This is a genomic window from Erythrobacter sp. Dej080120_24 (assembly GCF_036322605.1).
Lineage (GTDB): Bacteria > Pseudomonadota > Alphaproteobacteria > Sphingomonadales > Sphingomonadaceae > Erythrobacter > Erythrobacter aurantius.
Map to the genome: position 1 here is coordinate 2,719,261 of NZ_AP027262.1, position 26,433 is coordinate 2,745,693.

Here is a 26,433-nt window from a genome sequence, read left to right on the forward strand (position 1 = left end):
GGAGCACCCATTTGAGCTTTCGCCTTCGCGCTGCGCGCCTTTCCGATCTGGAACACCTTTACGAAATGGCCAAGCTGACCGGCGGCGGCTTCACCAACCTGCCGCCTGATCGCAAGGCGCTGGGCGCGAAGCTTGAACGCGCGGCGGAAGCCTTTGCCAACACCGAAGACGCACTGGTTGACGAACAGTTCGTGCTGGTCCTGGAAAATCTCCAGACCCGCAAGGTCGCGGGTACGTGTCAGCTGATGACAATGGTGGGGCAACAATGGCCGTTCTATTCCTATCGCCTCAACACGCTGACCCAGTATTCGCAGGCGCTTGACCGAACCGTTCGCGCGGAACTGCTCAGCCTCGTCACCGACCTCGAAGGGTCGAGCGAGGTCGGCGGGCTGTTCCTTCATCCCAATGAGCGCGCAGGCGGGCTCGGCCTGTTGCTGGCGCGATCACGCTATCTCTTTGTCGCCATGCATCGTGAACGCTTTGCCGATCGCATTCTGGCCGAATTGCGCGGGATCATCGACGAACGCGGCGGTTCCCCGTTCTGGGACGGTGTGGCCGGTCGCTTTTTCGGCATGTCGTTTCAGGAAGCGGATTATTTCAACGCGATCAACGGCAACCAGTTCATCGCCGATCTGATGCCCAAGCATCCGGTCTATGTCTCCATGCTTTCGGAGGACGCCCGCAGCGTGATCGGCGTACCCCACCCCACCGGACGTGCTGCCATGCGCATGCTGGAGAACGAAGGCTTCCACTACGAAGGCTATGTCGACATCTTCGACGGGGGGCCGACCATGGTGGCCCGCACGGACGAAGTGACGAGCGTGAAGAATTCGGTCGAGGCCAAGCTAATGTCGCATGATCTGGCCGAAGGCGAGCGGGCGATTCTGGCGACGGGGCGGCTCGAAACTTTCCGTGCCTGCTACGGCGCGCGCAAGTTCGACGGCGAAGGCGGTATTGCCATCGACGCGGCTGCGGCTGATGCGCTCAACGTGAAAGACGGAGACATGATCTGGAGTGTCGCGCGATGAGCCTTGTGGAGATCAATTTCGACGGCATCGTCGGCCCTTCGCACAATTACGCGGGCCTCAGCCTCGGCAATATCGCCAGCGCCAGTCACAAGGGCGATGCCTCCTATCCGCGCGCGGCCGCACTCCAAGGGATCGCCAAGATGCGCGGAAATCTGGCGCGGCTGGGCGTTCAGGGTTTCCTGCTTCCGCTCCCCCGGCCGAACGTCCTGCTTCAACAAGTGCTGGCCTATGACGGCACGGAAGATGCGGCTTTGCGCGCAGCCCCTTGGTCGGCATCGTCGATGTGGACTGCCAATGCCGCAACGGTCAGCCCCGCGCCGGACACCGCCGACGGGCGCTGCCATCTGTCACCTGCCAATCTGGTCACCATGCTGCATCGCGCGCAGGAATGGCCCGATACAAAGCGTCAGCTCGACATCGCCTTTGCCGACTCCCGCCACTTCGCAGTGCATGGTCCGGTCCCGCCCACTTTCGGAGACGAAGGCGCGGCCAACCACATGCGTTTTTGCGAAGGGCACGGTGCTGCCGGGGTCGAGGTGTTCGTTTACGGTCGACCGGGGGGCCGCTTCCCCGCACGCCAGCACGAACAGGCGAGCCGTCTGGTCGCCCGTGCGCACGGGCTCGATCCTGAAAAGTGCGTCTTCATCGAACAGAACCCGGCAGCGATCGAGGCTGGCGCGTTCCACAATGACGTGGTGTCGGTCGCCAATGAGCAGGTTCTTTTCACCCATGCCGAAGCCTTTGCCGACCAGCAGGGCGCCTATGACGCGATCCGCGCCGCCTTCCCCGCGCTCGAAGTGGTGGAAGTGCCCAGCTCCGCGGTCACCCTCCAGGAAGCGATCCGGACTTACCTCTTCAATGCGCAATTGCTGACGCTGCCCGACGGATCGATGGCACTGATCGTCCCCGAAGAATGCCGCGAAAGCGCATCAGTCTGGGCCTATTGCGAAAGCATGATGGCCGGCAACGGCCCGATCCGCCAAGTGATCCCCGTTGATGTACGGCAATCAATGGCCAATGGCGGCGGCCCGGCCTGTCTGCGCCTGCGCGTGGTTTGCGACCCTGCGACGGTCGACCCCCGATTTCTGCTCGACGAAGCCAAGGCCGACCGGATCGAGGAAGTGATTGGCCGGACCTGGCCCGAACAGATCGACCCGGCGGACATCGGCAGCGAGGCTCTGGCCGCGCAAGTCATCGCCGCGAGAGCGGCGCTTTTGACCGTGCTCGAACTGGAAGAATTGCACTGATCGTTCCGCGCGGAAAAGAATGAGAGTTAACGCGATTGCGTTCGCGTCGGATCGGCTTACACTTCAATCCACGTTAACCAGTGCACCCTGCACCAATGCGTCGTTGGCACAGGGTTTGCTCTGAACTGGATTAACCTTTGGAGTGGTGATGCTGCGCAAGATCGGTCGGCTGTTTGTGATCAAGAACAGGCTTGAAGCCTTCGTGATCATTTACGCCCTCGCCCTTGGCGCAACCGCACGCGGCTCGGCCTATCTCGACAAATATCCGGGCGGCTGGGGTGTGGCGCTGTTCTTCGCCGCGACCGGCGCCGTTTTCCTTGCCGGTGCTGCGATTCTCGACTCGCTCAGGGTGAAGAAGGAACTCGCCGAACTGAAGGCCAGCATCGAGCAAAAGGCGCAGTAACTCGCTATTCGGCCAAGATCGGTTCGCCATTCTCGTCAAAGCGCGGAAGCATGGCGAGGTTGCGGGCATCCCTCAATTCCAGCGTGACCTGCTTGCGCCGGAAATCGCGCCGGGCTCCGACAGTCGCGACTTCCAGCCGCGGACTTCCACGCGCCACGATCCGGCGATTGCGGAAAAACGATCTTAGCTCGCTAAGGTTTGGTTCGATGAATTCCTGATCGCGCTCACCTTCGACAACGATGCCCGTTTCGCGGTTTCGATCACCCGAGATCTGACCCGACGGCGCCACGATGTTGAGCAGGTCGAACAGCGTCTCCTGGTCGATTTCAACAACAATCACATTGGGATGACGGGTGGTCTGCCGCCCGCGCGGCAAGGCACCGATGCCCGAACGGCTTGAGGTATCAATTCCCGCCGAACCGAGAATTTCCACCTCTTCCAAGGGGGAGGCCTGCGTATCGAGATTGTAAAGTTCCAACCTGTCACCAACGCGCTGCACATCGGCGACATCCATGATGATCGCCATCTCGCCCTGGCTTTCCGCATCCCGTTTCCGGGCGGTTCGCTGAAATTGCTTGGGTTGAAGACATTCGACCGAACAGATCGTCCGCAGCCGCGCCAGATAATGCTGATATGGTTCAGCCGATGCGCTGCCTGCCATCGGAGCTGCCAGCATCATCACCAGTCCTGCGGCCAGAAATGGAATGCGCAAACCTGTCCCCAGAAGTGTCGTGGCCGAAAAAATTGGTGGGGGGTTCTGTTGCTAGGCCCCCCCGGGCCCCCGGAATCCGCTTCTGTTGCCCGGTGGGTCCAACCGCGCATAGGCTTTGTAAGATCAGGCCGTTAGGCCGTCAGATTACGCAGCGATTGCGAGTGCTTCGTTATCGTTGGCACTTATGAGTTTTGAACAGTTTTACGGGTTACTCAGCCCGGGCAAAAACTACGCTTTTCAGCCCACGTCGATCCTAGTTCGGCCCCGTCAAAAGTCCCGGAATTCCGGGATTTATGGTGGAGCCGCCGGGTACTGCCCCCGGGTCCGTTGTGCCTATTGCACGCAGCAATTTATCGCCATAGTCGGTTGCCCGACGCTGCCTATATAGCGTCAAATTGCTGAATGAGAAGTGAGCAGGCTGGGCGCGTTACTCGCTTCAACCGAGATAGCGACTGGTCTGGCCAATGGTATTTGCCGCACCGTGAACAAGGATCAGCGGCAAGATCGTCGTGTTCCTGAGGCGCAGATAGATCAGTCCGAACAGCAATCCGATCGCGCCCGTCACAATCGCCCCGTTCATCCCCTGATAGTAATAATGGCGATAGCCGAAAAACACCGCCGCGACGATGGCGGCGAGAATGCCTGCACCGCGCATGCCGCCCAGAGTATCGGACAACTTGGTGATGATGAAAGCGCGGAACAGCAGTTCTTCGAAGAACGATCCGTGAGTCCACACCACCAGCATGATCAGGAGATAGGCGGCCAGATCGCCGCGCACGAAATCGAACCGTCCGCTGGTCCCGACATCTTCGAAGAACAGATTCGCAAACGCGCTTGCGCCGGCGACCGTGACGAGGAAGGCGATGAAGATTACGACCGACCACCCCAGCACCGCAAGCCAGCTTTTCGGCCAGCGGAAGCCCAGATCGCTCCATTTGAGACCACGGCGATAAAGCAGAACCGTGCCGACGATCATCGCCGACAGCGTCGATGCAGGTCCCGCGAATACGAATGTATATGGCAGCAAGGCCTGTTTCACGATCACAAGCACCGCGACGACGATGACCAGATCAATTGCAGCCGAGAGGCGCGTCGATTGCCCGTCGGGATCGACAAATTGTGTGACAGTCGGTTTCATCGCGCCGTCCTAGCAAAGGGCGTGCACACGCGAATCTGACGATATGCATACGCGCCACTCGGGCCGACCGAAGGGCCGGATCGAGGACGAACAGCGCCCAGACTTCGCCCGGCGACCAGACGAGCCGCCGGGCAAAGGCAGGTATCGCTACTTCTTCAGGGCGTCGCGGATCTCGATGAGCAGCTCGATCTCGGTCGGCCCGGCAGGTTCAGCCGGGGCTTCTTCCTGCTTCTTTTCAAACTGCGCCGTCACCTTGTTGGCATAGCGCACCAGCAGGAAGATGATGAAGGCAAGGATCACGAAATTGATCGCCGTGGTGATCAGCGCGCCATACCCGATCATCGCGGCCCCTACCTCTTTCAGGGCGGCATAGTCGGTCATCGATCCTTCGTAGCCTTCGGGTGCGCTCAGCAGGATGAAGTAGCTGGAGAAATCCGCGCCGCCGAAAATATAGCCGACCACCGGCATGATCACATCCTGCGTAAGCGATGTGACAATCGTCCCGAAAGCTCCCGCGATAATCACTGCAACCGCCAGTTCCATGACATTGCCTTTGGCAATGAATTCCTTGAATTCGTTGAGCATCGTGATCCCCTATCTTCTCGCTCTGGAACTAAGGCATTCGCAGGTTGGCCCCGTTTTGCCAAGCACCCCATTTACGTGGCTCGATCCTTGAAAGGTCGATGCGGTGTGCTATATCCGCAATACAGGACATCTTGCGTCGCCCGATCACGGGTCAGGCGCTTCTTTGTTGGAGGGATACTCATGAATTTGCGTAATTTCGGGCGCGGCATCGTGGTCGCTGCCGTTTCTCTCACGCTGGCCGCTTGCGGCATCAATTCCGTCCCTGCGGCAGAAGAAGAGGCCAAAGCCAAGTGGGCCGATGTAGAGGCGCAGTTCCAGCGACGCGCCAACCTCATCCCCAACCTTGTCGAAGTCGCTCAGGGCGCGGCTCAGAACGAGCAGGCAATCCTGACCGGGGTGACCGAAGCGCGCGCCCGTGCAAGCAGCATCAACATCTCGACTGACGACCTGCGCGATGCCGAAAAGATGCAGGAATTCGCCGAGGCACAAGGCCAGCTTGGCCAGGGTATCGGCCGCCTGCTCGCAAGCTTCGAAGCCTATCCTCAGATCCAATCGAACCAGAACTTCCTCGCGCTGCAGAGCCAGCTCGAAGGGACGGAAAACCGCATCGCCGTGTCCATCCGCGACTACAATGAAGCGGTGCGCAAATATAACACCACGATCCGCACCTTCCCCGACACGATCGGCGCGAACATCATCCACGGTGCGGAGCCAATGGAGCCCTACACCGCCGTGACGGAAGGTGCCGAGGTCGCGCCGACCATCGACATGACGTCGAATTAAGCGCGGTGAAGCGTAGCCTGAACATGGTGCTGGCAGCGCTGTTTGCGCTGCTGGCAATCTTGCTACCGGCGCAAGCCTATGCCCAGCCGGAATTCCCGGCATTGACGGGGCGTGTGGTCGACAATGCCGATCTGCTGTCTCCTCAGCAGGAGGCGGAGCTGACCACCAAGCTGGAGGCGCTTGAGGCCCAAACCCAGCGCCAACTGGTTGTCGCCACGATACCCGATCTCCAAGGCTATGACATCGCCGATTACGGCTACCAGCTGGGCCGTGCATGGGGGATTGGCGATGCGGAACGCAATGATGGCGCGCTGTTGCTCGTCGCTCCGAACGACCGCAAGGTCCGGATCGAAGTTGGCTACGGCCTCGAAGGCTATCTGACCGATGCCTATTCCGCACTGGTTATCCAGAATTTCATCATTCCGCGTTTTCGTGACGGGGATTTCCCCGGCGGGATCATGGCTGGCACTGACGCGATCATCCAGGTCCTGCAGCTCACGCCCGAAGAAGCAGCGCAGCTCAATCGCGAGGCGACTGCGGAGCGCAAGAGCGATGGCGGCTTCCCTGTCGGCGGGCTGATCTGGCTGGGCTTCATGTTCTTCTTCTTCGTGCTGCCGATCATTCGCGGCAGCCGCAGGCGCAGGCGCTATCGCTCCAAGGGCAAGGGCCCGTGGGGTGACCGGGTCGATGACGCTGCCGATGTCGCATCCAACATCATCCTTTGGGAAATCGGCAGCGCGATCGCTCGCGGCGCCATGTCCGGCGGAAGCAGCGGGGGCAGCAGCTGGGGCGGCGGTGGCGGCTTTGGCGGCGGCGGCGGCTTTTCCGGCGGTGGCGGATCATTCGGGGGCGGTGGCGCCTCCGGGGGGTGGTAAGCGATGGGCTATCTGACTGAAGACCAGCACAAGACCGTCTCGGCTGCAGTCGCCGATGCAGAGTTGAACACCTCGGGCGAAATCCTGACAGTTCTGGCTGATCGCTCCGACGGCTACACCGATGTCGCGCTGCTTTGGGCGGCGGCGATATCCTTTACCGCCATGAGCGCGTTTGCAGCCTTCCCTCAGCCCTTTCTCGATCTGTGGGATGCGCTGATCGGCGGCTGGAGTCATGAATGGACCACCGGCGAACTCGCCAGCATGACGATCGCCCTCGGCCTGATTGCGTTTGTCGTGTCCTGGGCGGTGCAGCAATGGGACCCGCTGCGGTTTCTGCTGATCCCGGCCCCGGTCAAGACAGCGCGTTGCCACGAGCAGGCGATCAAGCATTTCAAGGTCGGTGCAGAGCGCCGTACCCATGGGCGCACCGGCGTGCTGATCTATCTTTCCATGTCCGAACACCGGGCAGAAATCGTGGCAGATCGCTCCATCGCCGAAAAGGTCGATGCCGAAGTCTGGGGCGAAGCGATGGGCGACATGCTGGCGCATATCAAACGCGGGCATATCGCCGAAGGGCTTGCCGTGGGTGTGCGCGACGTGGGCTTCGTTCTGGCGCAGCACTTCCCACGCGGGGATGAAGACGAAAACGAGCTTCCCGATCGCCTGATCGAAGTCTAGGCCCCTCTCCCATGAGTGAATTTGAACTGATCCGCGATCCCGACGCGGACAAGCCCGAAGAGGTGATGTGGCAAGGGCGCTTCATCACCGCCAAGACCCGCGGACGCTGGGAATATGTCGGCCGGGCACGCGGTATCCGGGCCGCGGCGATCATCGCGATTGATGAAGACCCCGACGGCACGCGGCACGTCATCCTCGTCAGCCAGTATCGCGTTCCGCTGGGCCGTTTCTGCCTCGAAATCCCGGCAGGCCTCGTCGGCGACGATGAAGGCAGCGAAGGCGAATTGGCCGTTGATGCCGCGATCCGCGAGCTGGAGGAAGAAACCGGATACCACGCCGAAAGGATGGAGGTGCTGGGCGAATTCTATTCCTCGCCAGGAATGGTCTCTGAAAGTTTCACACTGCTGCGCGCCACCGGCCTGACAAAGGTCAGCGAAGGCGGCGGGACCGATAGCGAGAACATCAATGTGCATCGCGTGGCGCTGCGCGAGCTTGGCGGCTTTGTCGCACGCTGGCGTAAAGCCGGTCACGGCGTCGACGTGCGCATCGCGATGCTGATGACACCTGAATATCTGGGAGAGGAATTGAAATGACGAAACGTTGCGAAGGCAAGCTCGCATTGGTGACGGGCGGTGCCCAGGGACTTGGCCGGGCGCATTGCATCCGGCTCGCGCAGGAAGGCGCGCGAGTTCTCGCGACCGACATCAACGGCGACGGAGCAGCCGAAACGGCCGCTATCGTCAATGCCGAAATGGGCGCAGGCACAGCCTTCAGCATCGCGCATGACGTGACCGATCCGGCCCAATGGGAAGCCGCCGTCGATGCGGCCCGCGAACATCTGGGCGGGCTCAACGTGCTGGTGAATAACGCCGGCATCGGAGTTCCGGGCAATATCGAGGACTGCACTTTCGCGGACTGGCAGCGTTGTTTCGACATCAACGTCAATTCGATCTTCCACGGCTGCCAGAAGGCGCTGCCGCTGATGCGCGAACACGCTCCGGGATCGATCATCAATATCTCGAGCATCGCCGGGCTGATCGCCAGCGACACAATGCCCGCCTACAATGCGTCAAAAGCCAGTGTGTGGATGCTGTCGAAATCGATCGCGCTGCATTGTGCGAAGAAGAACATGCAGATCCGCTGCAATTCGGTGCACCCGACCTTTGTCGACACGCCGATCCTCGATGGCACGGCGCGCGCGCATCAGCTGGACAAGGATGTGCTGATGGGGAAGCTCGCCCGTCAGATTCCGCTGAAGTTCGTCGGCGAGCCGAACGATATCGCCAATGCGGTGGTCTATCTTGCCAGCGACGAAAGCCGGTTCATGACAGGTGCCGAACTCAAGCTGGATGGCGGCATCAGCGCGATGTGATCGCGGACGCCGCGCAAACAAAAAGAGAGGGGCCTGCTGGCCCCTCCCGGTTCTATCAGATCGGTCTTGGCGGTCCGAAAACCGGGAGCCGCTTTTCTTTGCGCCAAGATCAGTCCGCGATGAATGCGATCGCGAGGTAGATCAGGATCGGCAGTCCGAAGCCTGCCAGCGTAAGGCCGACAAAGCCGAGCCGCCAGATCAGGGCATCAACGCCCGACCAATTCGCAAGTCCTGCGCACACACCGAAAATCTTGCCGTCACGCTTGTCCAGTGTGAAGCCGCTCTGCGGGGGACGGCCATTGTTGTGGGTCAGATTGCTCATGCGATGGCTCCAAGGGTGAAAGTGGCAGCGGGGCTGGCCGGGACGATGGCGGTGGCCATCAGGGTGATGGTGATGATCAGCGAACCTGCGGCCGCGGCAATGCGGGCGCCGTTCGTGCCAGAAAGTTCGAAGAACGAGTACATTTGGGTTTCCTTTGCTTGAGAGTGTCAGATCAGACGATTGCGGGGCTGCCGGGAATGATTGCGTAAGCGAAGACGCCGGCGGTGAGGATCACCGAAAACGCGGCGGCGAACAGGCGATTGGCAGTTTCACTGGTAAACATGATGAAGGGGGTCCTTTGATTGAGTGCGCTGTCTGAAATCAGGCAAGCGAGGGGGTTGCGGGGACGATGGCGTAGGCCATCATGGCAGCGGTGATAACCAGCGAGAAAGCGGCAGCTGCGAAACGGTTCGAAAGGTCGGTAGCAAACATTTTTGGTCTCCTGAGTGAGTGGTCTTTGTGTTTCCGCGGGGCCATCCCGGGGATGCCAAATACTTTGCAGGAGGTGTGCCAAACTCGAAAAATGGCGGAAATCCGGGGTTTTTCGACTCGCGCTGACTGAATGACCCGTTCATCAATCCGAAAGGTTGGGAATTTTTCCCATCTCTTGGGATTGGCTATTTCTCACCCCGCATGGATACTGCAAACTTCGCTATCGCTGGCCTTTCGCGCGGCGCGTGCTAGGCGGTCGAAAGACCATGGCGCTGACGAAAATCACCCTCAGCAATTTCCGCAATCACGCGAGCAGCGAGCTCGCCGACACAGCGCATTTCAATCTGCTCGTCGGCGAAAACGGCGCAGGCAAGACCAATGTGCTCGAAGCGATTTCATTGCTGAGCCCGGGGCGCGGATTGCGGCGCGCACAATTGCCCGATCTGGCACTGCGCACCACGCCTGATGCCCCGCCTGCAGCATTCGCCATTGGCGCCAGCCTGATCGAGCAGGGGCAGATTTCAGCGCGCATTGGCACCTATACCGAAGCGGAGCGCCCTTCCCGCCGACTGGTGCGGATCAACGGCGCGGACGCAAGCGCCGGCGCCTTGTCCGAATGGCATGCCGTTTCCTGGCTGACCCCGGCGATGGACGGACTGTTCACTGACAGCGCAGGCGCACGGCGAAGGTTTGTTGACCGGATGGCACTGGCCATAGAGCCGGGCCATGCCAAGTCGGTAAACAGCCTCGAAACGGCGCTGCGCGAACGCAACCGTCTGCTGGAGGATCGCAGCGATGCGCGCTGGCTCGACGCAATCGAGGCGCAGGCGGCGCAGCATGGCAGCGTGGTCGCGCAGACACGATCGCGTCTGATTGCTCTGCTGGCCGATGAGCTCTCTGCCCTGCCCCCCGAACCCTTTGCCCGACCGATCCTGACCTATCGCCCCGGCGGCCCCATCGATCCGCAAGAGCTCTTGGCAGAATTCGCACGTGCGCGCCCGCGTGACCGTGCAGCGGGCCGCGCCCTGTCAGGCCCGCACCGCGACGAATTGGAAGTGGTGATGATGGGATCGGGTCAACCTGCCGCCTCCTGCTCCACCGGTGAACAGAAAGCGATGCTGATCGCGATCACACTGGCGCATGGCGTTCTGGCCTCGTCGGGTCGGCCAAGCGTGCTGCTGCTGGACGAAGTGGCCGCGCATCTCGATCCGGTGCGTCGCATCGAACTGTACCGCCGGTTGCGCGAAGGCAAGGCGCAGATCTGGATGACCGGAACCGAACTCGCCCCCTTCGCCGACATCGAAGCCGAGGCGGCAATCTGGCGGGTAAGCGGCGGGACGCTGGAGCGGCTTTAGCCCTCAGCCTCGTCGGTTTCGGGCAGAGCGGCCATTACCTCGTCCAAAGTCGAGGCAACCAGCGCTTCGACACCCTCCTCTGTCGGGTGGATCCGGTCTGACTGGAACAGCGACGCGTCCTGATAGATATCTTCCATCCAGAACGGGATCAGCGCCGTGCCATATTCCTCGGCAAGCTCGCCATACATCGCGTCGAATTGTGCCTGATACTCCGGACCGTGATTGGGCGGAGCGCGCATTCCCATGAGCAGGACAGGAATGTCGCGTTCGCTCAGTATGGTAAGCATGGCATCGAAATTGGCGCGCGTTTCCGCTGGGGAAAGCCCGCGCAGCAGATCGTTGCCTCCCAGTTCGAGGATGAAAAAGTCCGGCTTTTCGGCCTGAGCGTCGAGGATGAATTCGAGCCGGTCCAGTCCGGCTGCCGTGGTGTCACCCGAAACCCCGGCGTTGACGATCCTCGAATTGATGCCTTTTGCTCGCAGGGCGGCCTCAAGCTTCGCAGGATAGGAGTCGCTCTTGTCGGCAAAGCCGTATCCGGCAAACAGGCTGTCCCCGAACGCGATAATATCGATCTGTTCGCCCATTACCGGGATCACCAGTTCGTCCTCGGCAATCTCTCCAGTGGCCGGCTCGCTCGGCGCTTCGGATCCACAAGCGGCAAGCGCCAATGCGACCGGGAAACCAACCGCGATCCTTACGCGTTTCTGCCAAACACCCATAGCGATCTGCGAACCTTTCCAATTCGTACTTGTTTGAAACCCACCCCTAGCCCATCTGGTTTGAGTGACAAAGCCTTCAACCCCCTCCTCCGCTTCGGCTGTCGATTTCGCGATCTCGGCCCGCAATCTCACCCTCACGCTCGGCAGCAGCGACGCGCCGGTCGATATCCTGCGCGGGATCGATCTCGATATCGCACATGGCGAAGTTGTGGCCCTGCTGGGCCCATCGGGCTCGGGAAAAAGCTCGCTGATGGCAGTGCTGTCCGGCCTTGAACGGGCGACAGGCGGCAGCCTGACGGTTGCCGGGCAGGATTTCTCGAACCTCGACGAGGACGGCCTTGCAGCCGCGCGTCGCGGCCGGATCGGGATCGTACTGCAGTCTTTCCATCTGCTGCCGACAATGACGGCAGTGGAGAATGTCGCCACTCCGATGGAACTTGCGGGCAGCAAGGACGCGACCTCGCGTGCCGCCGCCGAACTCGAAGCGGTGGGCCTTGGCCATCGCATCGGCCACTACCCCACCCAGCTTTCCGGTGGTGAACAACAGCGAGTGGCCATAGCCCGAGCCATCGCCCCGCGACCGCAGTTGATCTTCGCCGATGAGCCGACGGGCAATCTCGACGTGAGCACCGGCAAGGAGATTGTCGAACTGCTGTTCGACCGTCGCGACGAAACCGGCGCGACGCTGCTCATCATCACGCACGATCCCAAGCTCGCCGAAAAGTGCGAACGGGTGCTGACGATGGCCGATGGCGTGATAGTCTCTGACACGCGGAGCACTGCCCCCCAAGCTGCTGCCGAGGCCGCCGAGTGAGCACGCAAGCGTTGGACCAAGGGCTGTCCTGGGGTGCGGCATGGAACATCGCCCGGCGCGACCTCAATGCGCGCTTTCGCGGTTTGCGGCTGCTGCTTGTCTGTATCTTTCTGGGCACGGCGGCGCTGGCTGCAATCGGCACGCTGACCGCATCGATCGAGCGGGAATTGCAATCGTCCGGCCGCGAGCTTCTGGGTGGCGATCTGGAGGTTGAAGTCTGGCAGCGCGACCTGACCGAAGAAGAACTGATCGCGCTGGGCGAATATGGCGAGCTTTCGGGCGGTTACCGGATGCAGGCGATGGCCAGCACCGATGATGCCGCCGCCCCCGTCGAGCTGAAGGCGATTGACGACAAGTGGCCGCTGTTCGGCAGCTTCACGCTCGCCGATGGCAGCGAAGCCGCCGCCCCGACCGCCAATGACGCTTATCTGGCGCAAGGCGCGCTGGACCGGCTCGACATTCAGGTCGGCGATGAATTCCGCGTCGGCACCATGACACTGCGCGCAGCCGGTGTGATCGGCAACGAGCCCGATCGCCTTTCCGAAGGTTTCCAGCTCGGACCGACAGTGCTTGTCGCCCGCAGCGTGCCCGCAGCCGCCGGGCTGGTGCAGCCCGGCTCGCTTTACCAGAGCAAGTATCGCATCGCCTTTGACAATGCCTCGGCCGACCCGGAAGCGGTGGAAGAGGAACTGACCGAGGCATTCCCCAATTCCGGCTTTGATTTCCGCACCCGTGACCGCGCCTCACCCGGCGCAGACCGGTTCGTCCGCCAGATGAGCGATTTCCTGACGCTGGTCGGACTTGCCGCGCTGGTGATCGCGGGGATCGGCATTGCAGGCGGGGTATCCTCCTATCTTGACCAGAGACGCGCCAGCATCGCCACGCTCAAGGTGCTGGGCGCATCCTCGCGCGATATCGTGCGCATCTACGCCTTGCAGATCGCCGTCGCGGCCCTTGCGGGGAGCGTGCTGGGCCTTGCAACGGGCGTTCTCGTCACACCGCTCCTGAGTGCCGCGCTCGAAGGGCTGCTGCCGGTTGAGAGCGGCTTCGTGATCGAGCCTGCTCCTTTGCTGCTCGCGGGCACCTATGGTTTGCTGGTGGCTTTTGCCTTTGCCGCCGCGCCCCTGCTGCGGGCCCGCAGCTTCCCCGCGATGGCGCTGATGCGGAGCAGGATCGTGCCGCTTGCGCGCGATAAGCGGGCATTGATCGCGACCGGCATCGGCATCCTGGCGATTTGCGCGCTGGCATTGCTGACGACAGCACAGCCCCTGCTTTCGGGAGGATTCCTGATCGGAGCAAGCGGCGCGCTGGCTCTGCTCGCGGGACTGGGGCTGCTGCTGCAATGGGGCGCGCGCAAGCTGCCCCGCCCCTCAAATCCGTTGCTCCGGTCCGCGCTTGCCAACATCCACCGGCCCGGCGCTCCCACATCGGCGCTGGTCACTGCCCTCGGGTTCGGGCTCGCCGCTTTCGTTCTGCTTGCCGCCATCCAGAGCGCGATCGACGGCAACATCCAGACCCGCGTCCCGCGCGAGGCACCCGATTATGTCGTCATCGACCTGCCCCCCGAAGGCGAAGCGCGCTTTTACGAACTGGTGCAAACGCCCTTCCCCGATGCGCAATTGCGCACCGTTCCGACCATGCGCGGCGCAATCCTTGCCTATGGCCCCGAAGGTGCCATGCAGCGGGTGGCGGATCTGGAGGAAATTCCCGAAGGCGCATGGGCGCTGCGCGGCGAGCGCGGCATCACCTATTCCGACACCGCGCCCGAAGGCAGCCGTGTGGTCGATGGCGAATGGTGGAGCCCGTTCCACAATGGCGAGCCGCTGGTCTCGATCGACAGGCAATTCGCCGACGCGGTCGGGCTGAAGCCCGGCGACATGCTGACCATCGGCATCCTTGGAACCGAGCGCGATGTCCGGATCGCGAACCTGCGCGAAATCGACTGGGAAACGATGGGTTTCAACTTCACTCTGGTGTTCTCGCGCAATGCGATTGCCGATGCCCCGCACAAGCTATCGGCAACGATCGATCTGCCCGAATCCGCCGATATCAAGGATCGCGGCGAGCTGCTGCGCGCGCTGGTGCGTGAATATCCGTCAAGCTCGGTTGTCGAAGTGGGTGAAGTGCTGGTTCAGGCGCGCACACTGCTCGAACAGGTTGGCCTTGCGACGTTGGCTGCTGCCGCTGTGGCGGTGCTGGCCGGTCTGGCGGTGCTGATGGGAGCAATCGCTGCAGCACGTGCCGCGCGCACATACGATACGGTGGTGCTGCGCGTCCTTGGCGCAAGCCGCCGCCAGATACTCGGGCTGCAACTTGCGGAATATGGTCTGATTGCCGCTTCGCTCGCGCTGGTGGCGCTGGGCCTCGGGTCGGCGCTCGCCTGGGTGATCATCACCCGGCTGTTCGAATTCGACTGGCTGCCCGATTGGGGCATGGTGCTGAGCGTGCTGGGTGTCGGGCTTGTGATGGTGCTGGCCTTTGCGCTGGGCGGTTCGCTGCCGCTGTTGCGGGCGAAACCGGCCCAAGCGCTCAGGGAAGTCTAGCGCCGATCAGGCAAAGACATCCGGATCGACACCCACCATTCCGGGCTGCCCCTTCACCACAAGCGTGCTGGCGAGGATATCGTGCAGGCCCTGCTTGCGCTCTGTGAAACCGACCATGATGTAGCCGATAAACAGGATCATCCCGGACAGGATCTTCGCGAAATAGCGCCCAAGGGCGCGCAGGAAAGAAATCCGTCCCCCGTTCACATCGGTTACGATCAGGCCCAACGCCATCTTGCCCGGCGTGGCCTGCCTGGCGGAAGATTCCAGCCCGGCGAAATAGGCGACACCCAAAACCAAAAGCACCACATTCACAATCGGCGATGTCGAAGATGTTTCGGCGCTGAAGCTTGCTTCACCCGTATCGAAGACAGATTCGCCAAAAATCATCAGGATGACGAACTGGAGTACGAACAGGATTACAAAATCGATCAGATAGGCTCCGACCCGAATCCAGAAACCGGCATATTGCATGAATGACCCCCGCTTGATTGAGCATGAGCGCTCGTTCGAAAATGCAGCACAATCACCCGGACAATGCAACGCCCAAGAAAAAGGGCCCCGCCATCGCTGGCGGAGCCCCTTGTTCCTGTAAGTCTGTCTGCGATCAGAACTTGAAGCGCACGACACCGCCGTAAGTGCGCGGCGCGTTCGGGTAACCCGAAACCGTGCCGGACTGCGCCACACCATCGAACACGGTGAGGATGTATTCGTCGTCGAGCAGGTTACGAGCGAATGCACCCACTTCGAGCCCGTTGTTGAGCGCCAGCGTGACCGAGGCGTTCACCAGATTGACTTCGCGGCGGAAGATCCGGGTGTTGCCCAGAGCCGCGTTGAAAGTCGGCAGGCCGTTGTTGATGTCGACATTGCTCTCGTGGTTGTAATCGATGCGCGTGATCAGGCGCGTCCCGCTGTCCCATTCATGGGTGTGGGTTGCGCTGGTAGCGATCGTCCACTCAGGGATGCCTGCCGGGGTCTGGCCGGTGAGGTCACCCACGACCGAACCCGGGAAGCTGTCGAACAGCGGATCGAGGTAGGTCGTCGCGAAGGTCAGCACGAGGCCGTCGGTCGGAACGATCGTGGCATCGAATTCGAAGCCCTTGACCGACTGCTCACCCGCGTTGCGCAGAGCAAAGCCGGTGCCGGTGAAGGCAAAGCTCTGGAAGCCCTGGATCGTCTGGTCGAAGATCGCGAGGTTGAAGCCGAAGCCCTCCCACTGCGCCTTCATGCCGATTTCGTAGACTTCAGCCTCTTCCGGTCCGGCGAAGCGGGTACCCGACGCGAGGTTCGGCGTTGCCAGCCCTGCATTCAGGATCGGCGAGGACGGAGCGAGGATCGTCGATCCGCGCGGACCCGCCACGAAATCGGTACCCAGCGGACGGCTGTCACGCGAAAGGTTGACCGAGCTCGCCTTGAAGCCGGTGGCGTAGCTTGCGTAGAGGTTCACCTCGTTCGAGATCTGATACGATGCGCGCAGCAGATAGGTGAACTCGTCATCACGGGTACGTCCGTCTTCAACCGCGTTCGGGATCGCCAGGAACGGCGGCTGGAACTGGAACGGCTGGAGGCCGAGCAGCGGGTTCTGCGCCGGATCCTGAGCAGCACCGGCGATAGCTGCGAAGATCGGTGCAGTCTGTGCCCCCGAAGCGAAGTTCGCGATGACCGCCGGGGTCACCTGGCTCGGGGCGATCTGCAGCGCCTGAGCGATGCCGCCGACGATGAAGGCATCGACCAGGTTGATGTTCGCCAGCGGATCGAAGCTGTTCTGGCTGAGAGCGAAGTCCTTGCTGTCGTCGGTGTAGTTGAATCCGACGGTGAAGACGAGGCCGTCAGCAGGCTCGAAATCGACCGTGCCGAAGATCGACCACGCGGTGTTTTCCATCGCGAAGCTCTCGTTCGTGAGCAGCGGAGTGCGGAAGATGCTTTCCTGCGGCAGGCCCAGCGCCTGCTCCACACCGTTGAACACGCTCGGCGCGCCAGTCAGCACGTCGGCGGGGTTACCACCGGCGAGGATTTCGAAGAAGTCGCGGATTTGCGTGCCGTTTTCGATCTGGCTTTCCTGCGTGATGGTTTCGTCGAAGTAGAAACCGCCGAGCAGGAAATTGATCGGACCGTCGAAGTCCGATGTGATGCGGAACTCCTGCGTGAAGGTTTCAACCTTCTGGTCACGCTGCTCCACCGCGATGTCGGCACCGGTGTAGTCGATGTCCGAGCGGAAGAAGTTGTCCAGTTCGCGATATGCGGTGATCGAGGTGAAGGTCAGCGGACCGGTTTCCCAGTCCATCTGAATCGATCCACCGTAGTTGTCGACTTCGTTGACCGGAATGATGTTCAGGTTCGCGGTGCGATCGAAGAAGGTGTCGAAAGTCTGGACATTGCCACCCAGCAGATTGAGCGCAGGCGCCGTCGGGCCGGCGACTACGGTGCCGACCTGGCAGCACACTTCGTCGATGCGCGAATAGTCTGCGATGGCGCGGATACGGAAGTCGGCGCTAGGCTCGATCAGCAACTGGCCGCGTGCCGACCAGCGGTTGCGATCGTTCTGATCGACCCCGAGGTTGACGATTTCAGCGGTGCCGTCGCGGTTCTGATAGCTGCCGTCGATCGAGAAGGCGATGTTGTCGGTAATCGGACCGGTAACGTCGCCGCGCAGGAACAGGTTGTTGAAATTACCGTAGGAGGCTTCGACGCTGCCGCCGAATTCGAACTGCGGTTCGCGGGTGATGATCGAGATCACACCAGCCGATGCGTTCTTGCCGAACAGGGTCGATTGCGGACCGTTCAGGACTTCGATGCGCTGCACGTTGTTGAGGTCGGACAGGGCACCGGCCGAACGCGAACGGAACACGCCGTCGATGAACACGCCGACGGACGGTTCAACGCCAAAGTTGTTGTCGCCGTTGCCGAAGCCGCGGATGATGAAGGTCGATGCCGACGAAGTCTGCAGCTGGCTGACGCGCAGCGACGGGGTGACGGTCTGCAGATCGAGCACATCGCGGATTTGCGCCTGCTCAAGCGTTTCGCCGCTGGTCACCGAGACCGAGATCGGGGTTTCCTGAAGCGTCTGTTCGCGCTTCGATGCGGTGACGATGATCTGGTTGTTGTTTTCCGGCGCTTCGAGCCCGGTGTCTTCTTCCATGTCCTGTGCAACAGCAACGGAAGGAGCCGTCACCGCGAAAACGGCGGCGCCTGCAAGCAGGGTGAAGCGATACGATCCGGCACGGCCGGAAGCATTGAAACGCATGGGATGTCCTCTCCTCAATTCCATCGACCACCGCCGGAAGTCTTGCGCATCCCCAGATGCATTCGCAGGCGGCTTCGATTGGTCGTTGTGATAGGCGAGTGTTGCATCACCGACAAGCGGCAAAACCCCGGTTTTGCGAGGGACTCCGGCGCATTGTTGCAGCACCGTCACACCAAAAGCAGGTTTGTGATCCCCCTCGGGGCGCGTCAAAGCTTGCCGCGCGGCGCACTGTGCGCTAGGCGCGCCATCGATTTCACCCATGGTGCAATGCAACACATCCCTGCGACGCCGAAAGCTTTCCGTAGCGTCGATGGTTTTGCTGCGGTTGCACCGTGAATGCACCCACTCCGCGTAATCACCACGCCCCATTTCCTGGATTGCCTGCGGCAATTCGGCCCTGACGGAAAAATACCGCCTCATGTCAAAAGCGCCCACTTCGCTGCGGAATGTCGCCATTATCGCTCACGTTGACCACGGAAAGACCACCTTGGTTGACCAATTGTTCCGCCAATCGGGCACTTTCCGCGAGAACCAGCGGATCGAGGAACGCGCGATGGATTCGGGCGATCTCGAAAAGGAACGCGGGATCACCATCCTTGCGAAATGCACCAGTGTCGAATGGGAAGGCCCGGATGGTGAAGTCACCCGGATCAACATCGTCGACACCCCCGGCCACGCCGACTTCGGCGCGGAAGTGGAGCGCATCCTGAGCATGGTCGACGGGGTTATCCTGCTGGTCGACAGCGCCGAAGGCGCGATGCCGCAGACCAAATTCGTGACCGGCAAGGCGCTGGCGCTGGGCCTGCGTCCAATTGTGGTCGTCAACAAGATCGACCGTCCCGATGGCCGCCCGCAAGAAGTGCTGGACGAGGTGTTCGACCTGTTCGCATCGCTTGACGCGACTGACGAACAGCTTGACTTCCCCTCGCTCTGGGCATCGGGCCGCGATGGCTATGCCAGCGATGACGAAACCGCCCGTTCAGGCGATCTCCAGCCGCTGTTCAAGCTGATCGTCGACCACGTTCCGCCACCGGGCCTCGATACAGAGGCGAAGTTCAGCTTCCTCGCCACGCTGCTCGACCGCGACAATTTCATGGGCCGCGTCCTCACGGGCCGGGTGCAATCGGGCCGGGTCAAGCTGAACGATCCGATCCACGCGATCGACCGCGACGGTAAGGTTGTCGAGGTCGGCCGCGCGACCAAGCTGATGTCTTTCCGAGGTCTTGAGCGTGTGCCGGTCGAAAGCGCGCAGGCGGGCGATATCATCGCGCTTGCCGGGCTTGAAAAGGCGACCGTCGCCAACACCATCTGCGATCCCAGCGTCAACGAACCGATTGCCGCGCAGCCGATTGACCCGCCGACGCTGGCGATGCGCTTCAGCGTCAACGACAGCCCGCTGGCCGGGCGCGAAGGCGACAAGGTGACGAGCCGCATGATCCGCGACCGTCTGCTGCGTGAGGCGGAAACCAACGTTGCGATCCGCGTGACCGAGGCCGAGGACAAGGACGCCTATGAAGTCGCCGGGCGCGGCGAATTGCAGCTGGGCGTGCTGATCGAAACCATGCGCCGCGAAGGTTTCGAACTCGGCATCAGCCGCCCCAAGGTGCTGTTCCGCGAAGAAGGTGGTCAGCGCACCGAGCCTTACGAAACGGTCGTCATCGATGTGGATGACGAGCATTCTGGTACGGTTGTCGAGAAGATGCAGCGCCGCAAGGCCGACCTCACCGAAATGCGCCCGTCAGGCCAGGGCAAGACTCGCATCACCTTCTCCGCCCCGTCGCGCGGCCTGATCGGATACCATGGCGAATTCCTGTCCGACACGCGCGGCACCGGCATCATGAACCGCCTGTTCGAGAAATACGGCCCCTACAAAGGCCCGATCGAAGGGCGTATCAACGGCGTCCTCATCTCCAATGGCGATGGTGAAAGCGTGGCCTATGCGCTCAACTCGCTCGAAGAGCGCGGCGAGCTGTTCATCGGCCCGCAGATGAAGGTTTATGAAGGCATGATCATCGGCGAAAACGCCAAGCCCGACGATCTCGAAGTAAACCCGCTCAAGGCCAAGCAGCTCACCAACATCCGTTCGAGCGGCAAGGATGACGCAATCCGCCTCACCCCGCCGCGCCGGATGAGCCTTGAGCAGGCAATCGCCTATATCGACGACGATGAAATGGTCGAAGTGACGCCCAAGAGCATCCGGCTGCGCAAGACCCTGCTGTGCCCGCACGAGCGCAAGAAGGCCAAGCGCGCCAAGGCGTGATAGGCCCGATGGCCTGCATCAGGCCACCAAAGCGGATTCCGGCGCATCCCACGGGATGTGCCGGCCATCCACCAGCACCAGATTGTTCGGCCGGATCAGCTCTGCATCGGTCTGGAACCCAAGCAGCTGATCGGCAGGCAAGTCGGGATTGTTGACCAGCACGCGGGTTTCCTCCGAGGAGAAATCGCTGAGCCCGCGGGCCAGCTCCTTGCCGCTCGCATCGTAGATGTGGAGTACGTCGCCACGGCTGAAATCGCCGTCGAGCGAAGCGATGTCTAGGCGGGTGATCGGCTCTCCCTGTCCGAGCTTGGCGGCGGCGGCATCATGCAGCACCAGTGCACCCGCCATCTGCAAGCGGTCCGCCAGCCATGCGCGCCAGCCGGACATCGGCTTATCGTGCGCGACGCAGACGGTGCAGAGCCGTTCGCCCCGGACAATCGATGACAGTGGCCGTTCCGCTTCGCCATTGGCGATGTAGGTGGTGCAGCCGCTGTTCTGCGCCATGTTGGCAGCCTGGAGCTTGGTGAACATGCCCCCGGTTCCGAGGCTGCTGACACCGCTGGCCGCATCCAGATACTCGTTCACATCCTCGACCCGCTCGACCAGCCGGGCGCCTTCTTCCGACGGATCGCGATCGAAAAGGCCGTCGACGCCGGTCAGGATGATGAATTCGTCCGCGCCGACCATCTGCGCGATCTTCGCCGCCAGCCGATCGTTGTCGCCAACGCGGATTTCCTCGGTCGTGATCGTGTCGTTTTCGTTCACGACCGGCACGATGGATGATTTGAGCAGGCGATGCAGCGTGTTCTTGGTGTTGAGGAAGCGGCGATGATCCTCGAAGTCACCGAGCGTGACGAGGATCTGGGCGATCTTCATCCCGAATTCGTGGCCGACTTGCTTGTAGGCGTTGAGCAACAGCGGCATTCCGCAAGCTGCGGCGGCTTGCTTGTCGCTCAGCCCGGCGGTTTCCGGCGTCTCCCCGACCAGCCGCATACCCAGAGCTACTGCGCCGGATGAACACAGGATCACATCGTAGCCATCGGATTTGAGCCGGGCGATGTCCTCCAGCAGCCTTTGCATGAATCCGAAACGGGGGGTGAGCAAATCGGAGTTGGCAAGCAGGCTGGATCCCACTTTGACGACAAGTTTCTTGTTCTCAGACACACTTAATCCTGTAAATCTCTTGAAAAATTCAGAACGCCATCTAGTTAGCCGTTGTGCATCGCACAACCACCCGATTTCAAATTTCTATTAACAAAACTTGTATCGATGTATTCAGTAATATTGTTTCTAGTAAACTTTTTCTCTCGGGTATTTTGAATTTGACATTGTAGATTTTTACGGATTTTGATTTGAATATTCTAATGATAGGCTGCGGAAAGATGGGAGGATCACTCCTCTCTTTTTGGAATAATGGGAACGATGACTTCACTATAGTTGATCCGTTCCTCGATTCCGCGCCCGAAGGAACCCGGCTCGCAAAAGGGGTGGAGGCCATCGAAGGCCACCGCTTCGACATTGTGGTCGTCGCCATCAAGCCGCAGCAGATCGACGATATCGTTCCGCTTTACCGGGACTGTTTTGCCGAAGACGGCGCTTTGCTGTCCATTGCCGCGGGGTGCACGATCGACCGGTTGAAGCGCGCATGCGGGGGGCGACCGGTCATCCGGGTGATGCCCAATTTGCCCGCAGCTGTCGGCGCCGGAGTAAGCGGGATCTGCGCCAGCGATGACGTGCCCCCTGCCCGGCTCGATCAGGCGCGCGCGCTGATGCAACGCACCGGAACGGTGATCGAGGTGGAAAGCGAAGACGCGCTCGATCGGGTCACGGCGGTTGCAGGCTCCGGTCCGGGCTATGTCTTCGAAATGGCACGCGCCTATGTCGAAGCGGCGATGGAACTGGGCTTTAACGAGGCGGATGCCCGGCGCATGGTGCTTGGCACGATGCAGGGCACGCTCGCCATGGCGCAGCAGACCGGGGAGCCGCTGGAAGCCTTGCGCAACTCCGTCACCAGCAAGGGTGGGACGACCGCCGCCGGCCTCGCCGCGCTCAACGGCGATGACCAATTCAGCGGACTGATCCGCGACACACTGCGCGCGGCCTACGCCCGCGCCGAAGAGCTGCGCTGAGAAAAAACAAGCGCGCCTTCGCAATTCGGAATAAGAGGGAAAAGATGAACGACCAAAGCCAAGACCCTGCCATGCATATCATTGAACTGGGTGAACGCGCCCGCGCGGCCACGCGCCGCCTTGCTGCTGCTTCGACCGAGGCCAAGAACCTTGCGCTGACAGAAGCGGCAAAAGCGCTGCGCAGCCGGACCGCGCAACTGATCGAAGCCAACACCAAAGACGTCGACAGCGTGCGCGGGACGAAGCCCGATGCCTTCATTGACCGGCTGATGCTGGATGAGGCCCGGATCGAAGGCATGGCCCGCGCGCTTGAGGAAATCGCCGCCCTTCCCGATCCGGTTGGCCGAGTGCTGGCGACCTTTGATCGGCCCAACGGCCTGAAGATCGAACGTGTTGCCGTGCCCATCGGCGTGATCGGCATGATCTATGAATCGCGCCCGAATGTCGGTGCCGATGCGAGCGCGCTGTGCCTCAAATCCGGCAATGCGGTGATCCTGCGCGGCGGATCGGAAAGCCGCCATTCGACCCGCGAAATTGTGGCCTGCATGCGCGCAGGGCTCGCCGCAGCCGGACTGCCCGAGGATGCAGTGCAGACCGTCGGCACCACTGCGCGCGAGGCCGTGGCCGAATTGTTGCGTGCGGTGGATCACATCGATCTGGTCATCCCGCGCGGAGGGCGAGGCCTGACAGAGCTGGTGCGCGACGAGGCCAAGGTTCCCACGCTGCTGCACCTCGATGGCAACTGCCACACCTATGTCCATGCAGCCGCCGACCTCGACAAGGCCGCCGCGATCATCCGCAACGCCAAGCTGCGGCGCACCGGAATTTGCGGCGCGACCGAAAGCCTGGTGATCGACAGCGCGATCGCCGAAAGCTTCATTCCGAAGCTGGTCGAAACGCTTGGCGCGGATTGCGAATTGCGCGGCGATGCCCGCGCGGTGGCGATCTCCTCCACCATCCTCCCCGCAAGCGAGGAGGACTGGAACACCGAATACCTCGGCCCCATCGCCAGCGTGAAGGTGGTCGATGGTCTAGACGAAGCAATCGGCTGGGTCGCCGATCATTCGAGCGCGCACACCGATGCGATCATCACCGAAGACGCGGATGCCGCGCGGCGGTTCATGACCGCGATCGACAGCGCGGTGGTGATGCACAACGCATCGACGCAATTCTCCGACGGCGGCGAATTCGGCATGGGTGCGGAAATCGGCATAGCAACCGGCAAGATGCACGCGCGCGGCCCGGTGGGGTTGGAACAATTGTGCAGCTTCAAATACCTGGTGCACGGATCCGGTCAGGTTCGTCCCTGACACATCGCATTTTCTCGTCTTCTGATCCCTTCAACACCTGATTGGTGCCCTTTGTCATGAACTCAGCCACTCTCGCCTCGCTTGCCGCCTATTTCATACTGATGCTCGCCATCGGGCTTTACGCCTGGAAGAAATCGACCGAGGATTCAGAAGGATATCTGCTCGCCGGACGAAACCTGCCGCCTGCCGTGGCGGCGCTTTCAGCCGGGGCATCGGACATGTCGGGATGGCTGCTACTGGGCCTTCCGGGCGCGCTGTATCTGGCTGGGCTTTCGGCCGCATGGATCGGGATCGGGCTGTTCGTGGGCGCTGTCGTCAACTGGATCGTGGTAGCCCCGCGGTTGCGCGAGCAAACCGAAAGCTACGGCAACGCGCTGACAATCCCGCAATTTCTCGCCAACCGCTTTCCCGAACAGGGCACCAATTTGCGCGTGATCAGCGCGATCGTCATCGTGGTGTTCTTCACGGTCTACACCGCCGCAGGATTGGTCGGCGGAGGAAAGCTGTTCGAAACAGCCTTTGCCGGCGTGCTGCCGAACACGGGCATGAGCGATTACATGCTCGGCATCCTGATTACCGCCGGCATCGTGCTTGCCTACACCATGATCGGCGGGTTCCTCGCAGTGAGCCTGACCGATTTCGTGCAAGGTCTGATCATGATGATCGCGCTGATCGTCATGCCATTGGTGGTCATGTTCGGGCCGGGAGGCACGGCGGGCGGATCGCTGGCGGAAGTGCCGGTGGACGGTTTTCTCAGTTTCACCGAAGGTTTGACCCTGCTCGGCTTCATCAGCGCGGTGACATGGGGACTTGGCTATTTCGGCCAGCCGCACATCATCGTGCGCTTCATGGCGATCTCTTCGGTCGAAAAAGTGGCACGCGCCCGCACCTATGGCTTGTCATGGATGGCGGTCTCGCTGCTTGGCGCAGTGGGCGTGGGCATGGCCGGACGCGCCTATGTCGAACGCAACGGGCTTGTGGTGGAGGATGCGGAGACGGTGTTCATAGTGCTCGCCGAACTGCTGTTCCATCCGGCCGTAACCGGGTTCTTGTTCGCCGCATTGCTGGCCGCGATCATGAGCACGATTTCGTCGCAATTGCTGGTGTCCTCAAGCTCGCTGACAGAGGATTTCTACCGCCTGTTCCTGCGCAAGAACGCCAGTGAGCGGGAAGCTGTAAACGTCGGACGCGTCTGCGTTGCGCTGGTGGCGATTGCCGCGATCATCATGGCGAGCGATCCCAATTCGCAGGTCCTGGGGCTTGTCTCCAATGCATGGGCAGGTTTCGGGGCAGCTTTCGGCCCGTTGATCATACTGGCGCTGACCTGGCGCGGGATGACCGGTGCCGGCGCGGTTGCGGGCCTTGTGACGGGCGCCGTAGTCGCCGGCGGCTGGATCGCAATGGGCTGGAATTCCAGCTTTATGGGCGGCGAAGGGCTGTATGAAATCGTGCCCGGTTTCATCGCCGCGTGGATCGCAATTGTTGTCGTCAGCAAGGCGACCGAGGGCAACAATCCGAAGGCTCAACCCGCGCAATGATTTCGGAAAATCCGTAACCATTCGGATGCGGCCCGCGAACTGCGCGTGGAAGTGATCGGCATTCCGCCGGTTTCCTTGCCCTATCGGAGCGCCCCATGACCCGCCTGTTCCTGATCATCGCCGCCATTGGCGCTCTTGTCGTCGGAGCAATGCAACTGAGCGCACAAGCCGGCCAAACCGGCTGGACGGCCTATGACGAAGTCGAATTCATGATGGCCCAGAAAAAGGGACGAACCATCGTGGTCGCGATCGACGGCGCGACAATATCGGCAGATCTGATGCAGGAGTGGTCAGAACACGGACCATCGGCAGATGTGCTTTATGTCCGGCTGGATCCGGCTGATCAGGCGAAGTTCCTTGCGGCACATTCCGTGGGACAGGCTCCGGCCCTGATTGCCTTCAAAGGCATGGAAGAAGTCGCCAGGGTTGAAGGCCAGATTGACCGCGATTGGATCGAAAAGGTCGCCTTGCACGCCCGCTGATCCCTCTACCCTTCCCTCGTCCCCCTGATTGCGTCATCATGGCATCTGGGGAAGAGGAGCAAGACGATGAGCAAGAATGACGCTCCGCGGGTGACCGGACTAGGCGGCGTATTCTACGTCGCTGGCGATCCGGAAGCGACCCGCGCATGGTACCGCGACAAGCTTGGCCTTGAAGGCGATTATGGGCCGCAACTGGCATGGTCTGACGAGCCAAGGCAGCACCCCTATTCGCTGATCAGCCACTTTCCCGACGATCAGTACATCCAGCCGGGCAAAGGCGGGTTCATGATCAACCTGAGAGTGAACGATCTCGATGGCTTCGTCGAATTGCTCAAGTCTCGCGATGTCGAGGTTCTCGACACGGCAGACGAAGGTTACGGCAAATTCGCCTGGATCCTCGATCCCAACGGGGTGAAGATCGAGCTCTGGGAACAGGTTGCTGACGAACTTCCCTGATCGCACCC

28 protein-coding genes and 1 other RNA gene are annotated in these 26,433 nt (G+C 61.4%); 17 read left to right on the plus strand and 12 right to left on the minus strand.

Annotated features, from left to right (window positions below; all coding sequences use genetic code 11):
- Positions 1–11 precede the first annotated feature (11 nt).
- The 3 genes from AABA34_RS13095 to AABA34_RS13105 all read left to right on the plus strand — a co-directional run bounded on the left by AABA34_RS13095 (position 12) and on the right by AABA34_RS13105 (position 2,678).
- Positions 12–1,028, plus strand: a complete 1,017-nt coding sequence (locus AABA34_RS13095) for an arginine N-succinyltransferase (protein WP_338302976.1) — start codon at positions 12–14, stop codon at positions 1,026–1,028.
- Entirely contained in the window at positions 1,025–2,275 is a 1,251-nt protein-coding gene (locus AABA34_RS13100; protein WP_338302977.1) for an N-succinylarginine dihydrolase, read from the plus strand. Before AABA34_RS13095 ends, AABA34_RS13100 begins: the two co-directional genes overlap by 4 nt.
- A 148-nt stretch (positions 2,276–2,423) precedes the next feature.
- Positions 2,424–2,678 carry a hypothetical protein gene (locus AABA34_RS13105; protein ID WP_034954924.1) on the plus strand — a complete coding sequence of 85 codons (255 nt, stop codon included), beginning with the start codon at positions 2,424–2,426 and terminating at the stop codon, positions 2,676–2,678.
- A gap of 4 nt (positions 2,679–2,682) precedes the next feature.
- Here the strand turns inward: AABA34_RS13105 and AABA34_RS13110 are convergent, their stop codons facing one another.
- The 4 genes from AABA34_RS13110 to mscL all read right to left on the minus strand — a co-directional run bounded on the left by AABA34_RS13110 (position 2,683) and on the right by mscL (position 5,113).
- Complete coding sequence (locus AABA34_RS13110; protein ID WP_338302978.1) at positions 2,683–3,390, minus strand: hypothetical protein; 708 nt, start codon at positions 3,388–3,390, stop codon at positions 2,683–2,685.
- Between the two features lie 71 nt (positions 3,391–3,461).
- Positions 3,462–3,803: a transfer-messenger RNA gene (gene ssrA / locus AABA34_RS13115) on the minus strand.
- A gap of 23 nt (positions 3,804–3,826) precedes the next feature.
- Positions 3,827–4,528 carry a CPBP family intramembrane glutamic endopeptidase gene (locus AABA34_RS13120; RefSeq protein WP_338302979.1) on the minus strand — a complete coding sequence of 234 codons (702 nt, stop codon included), beginning with the start codon at positions 4,526–4,528 and terminating at the stop codon, positions 3,827–3,829.
- 147 nt (positions 4,529–4,675) lie between these two features.
- Positions 4,676–5,113, minus strand: coding sequence for a large conductance mechanosensitive channel protein MscL (gene mscL, locus AABA34_RS13125; RefSeq protein ID WP_338302980.1), 438 nt, complete (start codon positions 5,111–5,113; stop codon positions 4,676–4,678).
- Positions 5,114–5,293: 180 nt separating this feature from the next.
- Here mscL and AABA34_RS13130 point away from each other — a divergent pair, with 180 nt between their 5' ends.
- Genes AABA34_RS13130 through AABA34_RS13150 form a run of 5 tightly spaced genes read left to right on the plus strand, consistent with a single transcriptional unit; the run spans position 5,294 to position 8,821 of the window.
- Positions 5,294–5,896 (plus strand): LemA family protein, encoded by a 603-nt coding sequence (locus tag AABA34_RS13130; RefSeq protein ID WP_051699957.1) that lies wholly within the window; start codon positions 5,294–5,296, stop codon positions 5,894–5,896.
- Between the two features lie 23 nt (positions 5,897–5,919).
- Positions 5,920–6,771, plus strand: coding sequence for a TPM domain-containing protein (locus tag AABA34_RS13135; RefSeq protein ID WP_034954928.1), 852 nt, complete (start codon positions 5,920–5,922; stop codon positions 6,769–6,771).
- A 3-nt stretch (positions 6,772–6,774) separates the two neighbouring features.
- Positions 6,775–7,449 carry a TPM domain-containing protein gene (locus AABA34_RS13140; protein ID WP_338302981.1) on the plus strand — a complete coding sequence of 225 codons (675 nt, stop codon included), beginning with the start codon at positions 6,775–6,777 and terminating at the stop codon, positions 7,447–7,449.
- Between the two features lie 11 nt (positions 7,450–7,460).
- Positions 7,461–8,042, plus strand: a complete 582-nt coding sequence (locus AABA34_RS13145) for an NUDIX hydrolase (RefSeq protein WP_338302982.1) — start codon at positions 7,461–7,463, stop codon at positions 8,040–8,042.
- Positions 8,039–8,821, plus strand: coding sequence for an SDR family oxidoreductase (locus AABA34_RS13150; protein ID WP_338302983.1), 783 nt, complete (start codon positions 8,039–8,041; stop codon positions 8,819–8,821). The genes AABA34_RS13145 and AABA34_RS13150 overlap by 4 nt, the downstream gene beginning before the upstream one ends.
- A gap of 109 nt (positions 8,822–8,930) precedes the next feature.
- On the opposite strand, the gene AABA34_RS13155 is transcribed toward AABA34_RS13150, so the two are convergent.
- From AABA34_RS13155 to AABA34_RS13170, 4 genes are read right to left on the minus strand one after another with little or no spacing between them, the layout of a single operon-like run.
- Positions 8,931–9,143, minus strand: coding sequence for a PspC domain-containing protein (locus AABA34_RS13155; RefSeq protein ID WP_051699960.1), 213 nt, complete (start codon positions 9,141–9,143; stop codon positions 8,931–8,933).
- Complete coding sequence (locus AABA34_RS13160; RefSeq protein ID WP_338302984.1) at positions 9,140–9,286, minus strand: hypothetical protein; 147 nt, start codon at positions 9,284–9,286, stop codon at positions 9,140–9,142. The genes AABA34_RS13155 and AABA34_RS13160 overlap by 4 nt, the downstream gene beginning before the upstream one ends.
- A 29-nt stretch (positions 9,287–9,315) precedes the next feature.
- Positions 9,316–9,426, minus strand: coding sequence for an enoyl-CoA hydratase (locus AABA34_RS13165; protein ID WP_252258257.1), 111 nt, complete (start codon positions 9,424–9,426; stop codon positions 9,316–9,318).
- Positions 9,427–9,464: 38 nt separating this feature from the next.
- Entirely contained in the window at positions 9,465–9,575 is a 111-nt protein-coding gene (locus AABA34_RS13170; RefSeq protein WP_252258258.1) for an enoyl-CoA hydratase, read from the minus strand.
- A gap of 266 nt (positions 9,576–9,841) precedes the next feature.
- Between AABA34_RS13170 and recF the strand changes: the two genes are divergently transcribed.
- A complete protein-coding gene (recF, locus tag AABA34_RS13175) occupies positions 9,842–10,930 on the plus strand; it encodes a DNA replication/repair protein RecF (protein WP_338302985.1) in 1,089 nt (362 codons plus the stop codon).
- On the opposite strand, the gene AABA34_RS13180 is transcribed toward recF, so the two are convergent.
- Positions 10,927–11,649, minus strand: coding sequence for an arylesterase (locus AABA34_RS13180; protein WP_338302986.1), 723 nt, complete (start codon positions 11,647–11,649; stop codon positions 10,927–10,929). The two genes, recF and AABA34_RS13180, sit on opposite strands and share 4 nt — an antisense overlap.
- 64 nt (positions 11,650–11,713) lie before the next feature.
- On the opposite strand from AABA34_RS13180, the gene AABA34_RS13185 reads away from it, so the two are divergent.
- Together AABA34_RS13185 and AABA34_RS13190 are read left to right on the plus strand one after the other, a co-directional pair.
- A complete protein-coding gene (locus tag AABA34_RS13185; RefSeq protein WP_034954936.1) occupies positions 11,714–12,463 on the plus strand; it encodes an ABC transporter ATP-binding protein in 750 nt (249 codons plus the stop codon).
- Complete coding sequence (locus AABA34_RS13190) at positions 12,460–15,006, plus strand: ABC transporter permease (protein WP_338302987.1); 2,547 nt, start codon at positions 12,460–12,462, stop codon at positions 15,004–15,006. Before AABA34_RS13185 ends, AABA34_RS13190 begins: the two co-directional genes overlap by 4 nt.
- A gap of 6 nt (positions 15,007–15,012) precedes the next feature.
- Here the strand turns inward: AABA34_RS13190 and AABA34_RS13195 are convergent, their stop codons facing one another.
- Entirely contained in the window at positions 15,013–15,480 is a 468-nt protein-coding gene (locus AABA34_RS13195) for an RDD family protein (protein WP_338302988.1), read from the minus strand.
- Positions 15,481–15,613: 133 nt separating this feature from the next.
- Positions 15,614–18,250, minus strand: a complete 2,637-nt coding sequence (locus tag AABA34_RS13200; RefSeq protein WP_338302989.1) for a TonB-dependent receptor — start codon at positions 18,248–18,250, stop codon at positions 15,614–15,616.
- A gap of 418 nt (positions 18,251–18,668) precedes the next feature.
- Here AABA34_RS13200 and typA point away from each other — a divergent pair, with 418 nt between their 5' ends.
- Positions 18,669–20,510, plus strand: coding sequence for a translational GTPase TypA (gene typA, locus AABA34_RS13205; protein ID WP_338302990.1), 1,842 nt, complete (start codon positions 18,669–18,671; stop codon positions 20,508–20,510).
- Between the two features lie 18 nt (positions 20,511–20,528).
- On the opposite strand, the gene proB is transcribed toward typA, so the two are convergent.
- Positions 20,529–21,674 carry a glutamate 5-kinase gene (gene proB, locus AABA34_RS13210; protein ID WP_338302991.1) on the minus strand — a complete coding sequence of 382 codons (1,146 nt, stop codon included), beginning with the start codon at positions 21,672–21,674 and terminating at the stop codon, positions 20,529–20,531.
- Positions 21,675–21,874: 200 nt separating this feature from the next.
- On the opposite strand from proB, the gene proC reads away from it, so the two are divergent.
- From proC to AABA34_RS13235, 5 genes are all read left to right on the plus strand, one after another.
- A complete protein-coding gene (proC, locus tag AABA34_RS13215) occupies positions 21,875–22,639 on the plus strand; it encodes a pyrroline-5-carboxylate reductase (protein ID WP_338302992.1) in 765 nt (254 codons plus the stop codon).
- A gap of 44 nt (positions 22,640–22,683) precedes the next feature.
- Positions 22,684–23,949, plus strand: coding sequence for a glutamate-5-semialdehyde dehydrogenase (locus AABA34_RS13220; protein ID WP_338302993.1), 1,266 nt, complete (start codon positions 22,684–22,686; stop codon positions 23,947–23,949).
- A 56-nt stretch (positions 23,950–24,005) separates the two neighbouring features.
- On the plus strand, positions 24,006–25,487 hold the full coding sequence (gene putP, locus AABA34_RS13225; RefSeq protein ID WP_338302994.1) for a sodium/proline symporter PutP: 1,482 nt from the start codon (positions 24,006–24,008) through the stop codon (positions 25,485–25,487).
- 95 nt (positions 25,488–25,582) lie between these two features.
- The gene (locus AABA34_RS13230) at positions 25,583–25,969 is read left to right on the plus strand and encodes a hypothetical protein (protein ID WP_338302995.1); all 387 of its coding nucleotides are present in this window, start codon (positions 25,583–25,585) and stop codon (positions 25,967–25,969) included.
- 66 nt (positions 25,970–26,035) lie between these two features.
- Positions 26,036–26,425 (plus strand): VOC family protein, encoded by a 390-nt coding sequence (locus AABA34_RS13235; RefSeq protein WP_252258271.1) that lies wholly within the window; start codon positions 26,036–26,038, stop codon positions 26,423–26,425.
- Positions 26,426–26,433: the final 8 nt, after the last annotated feature.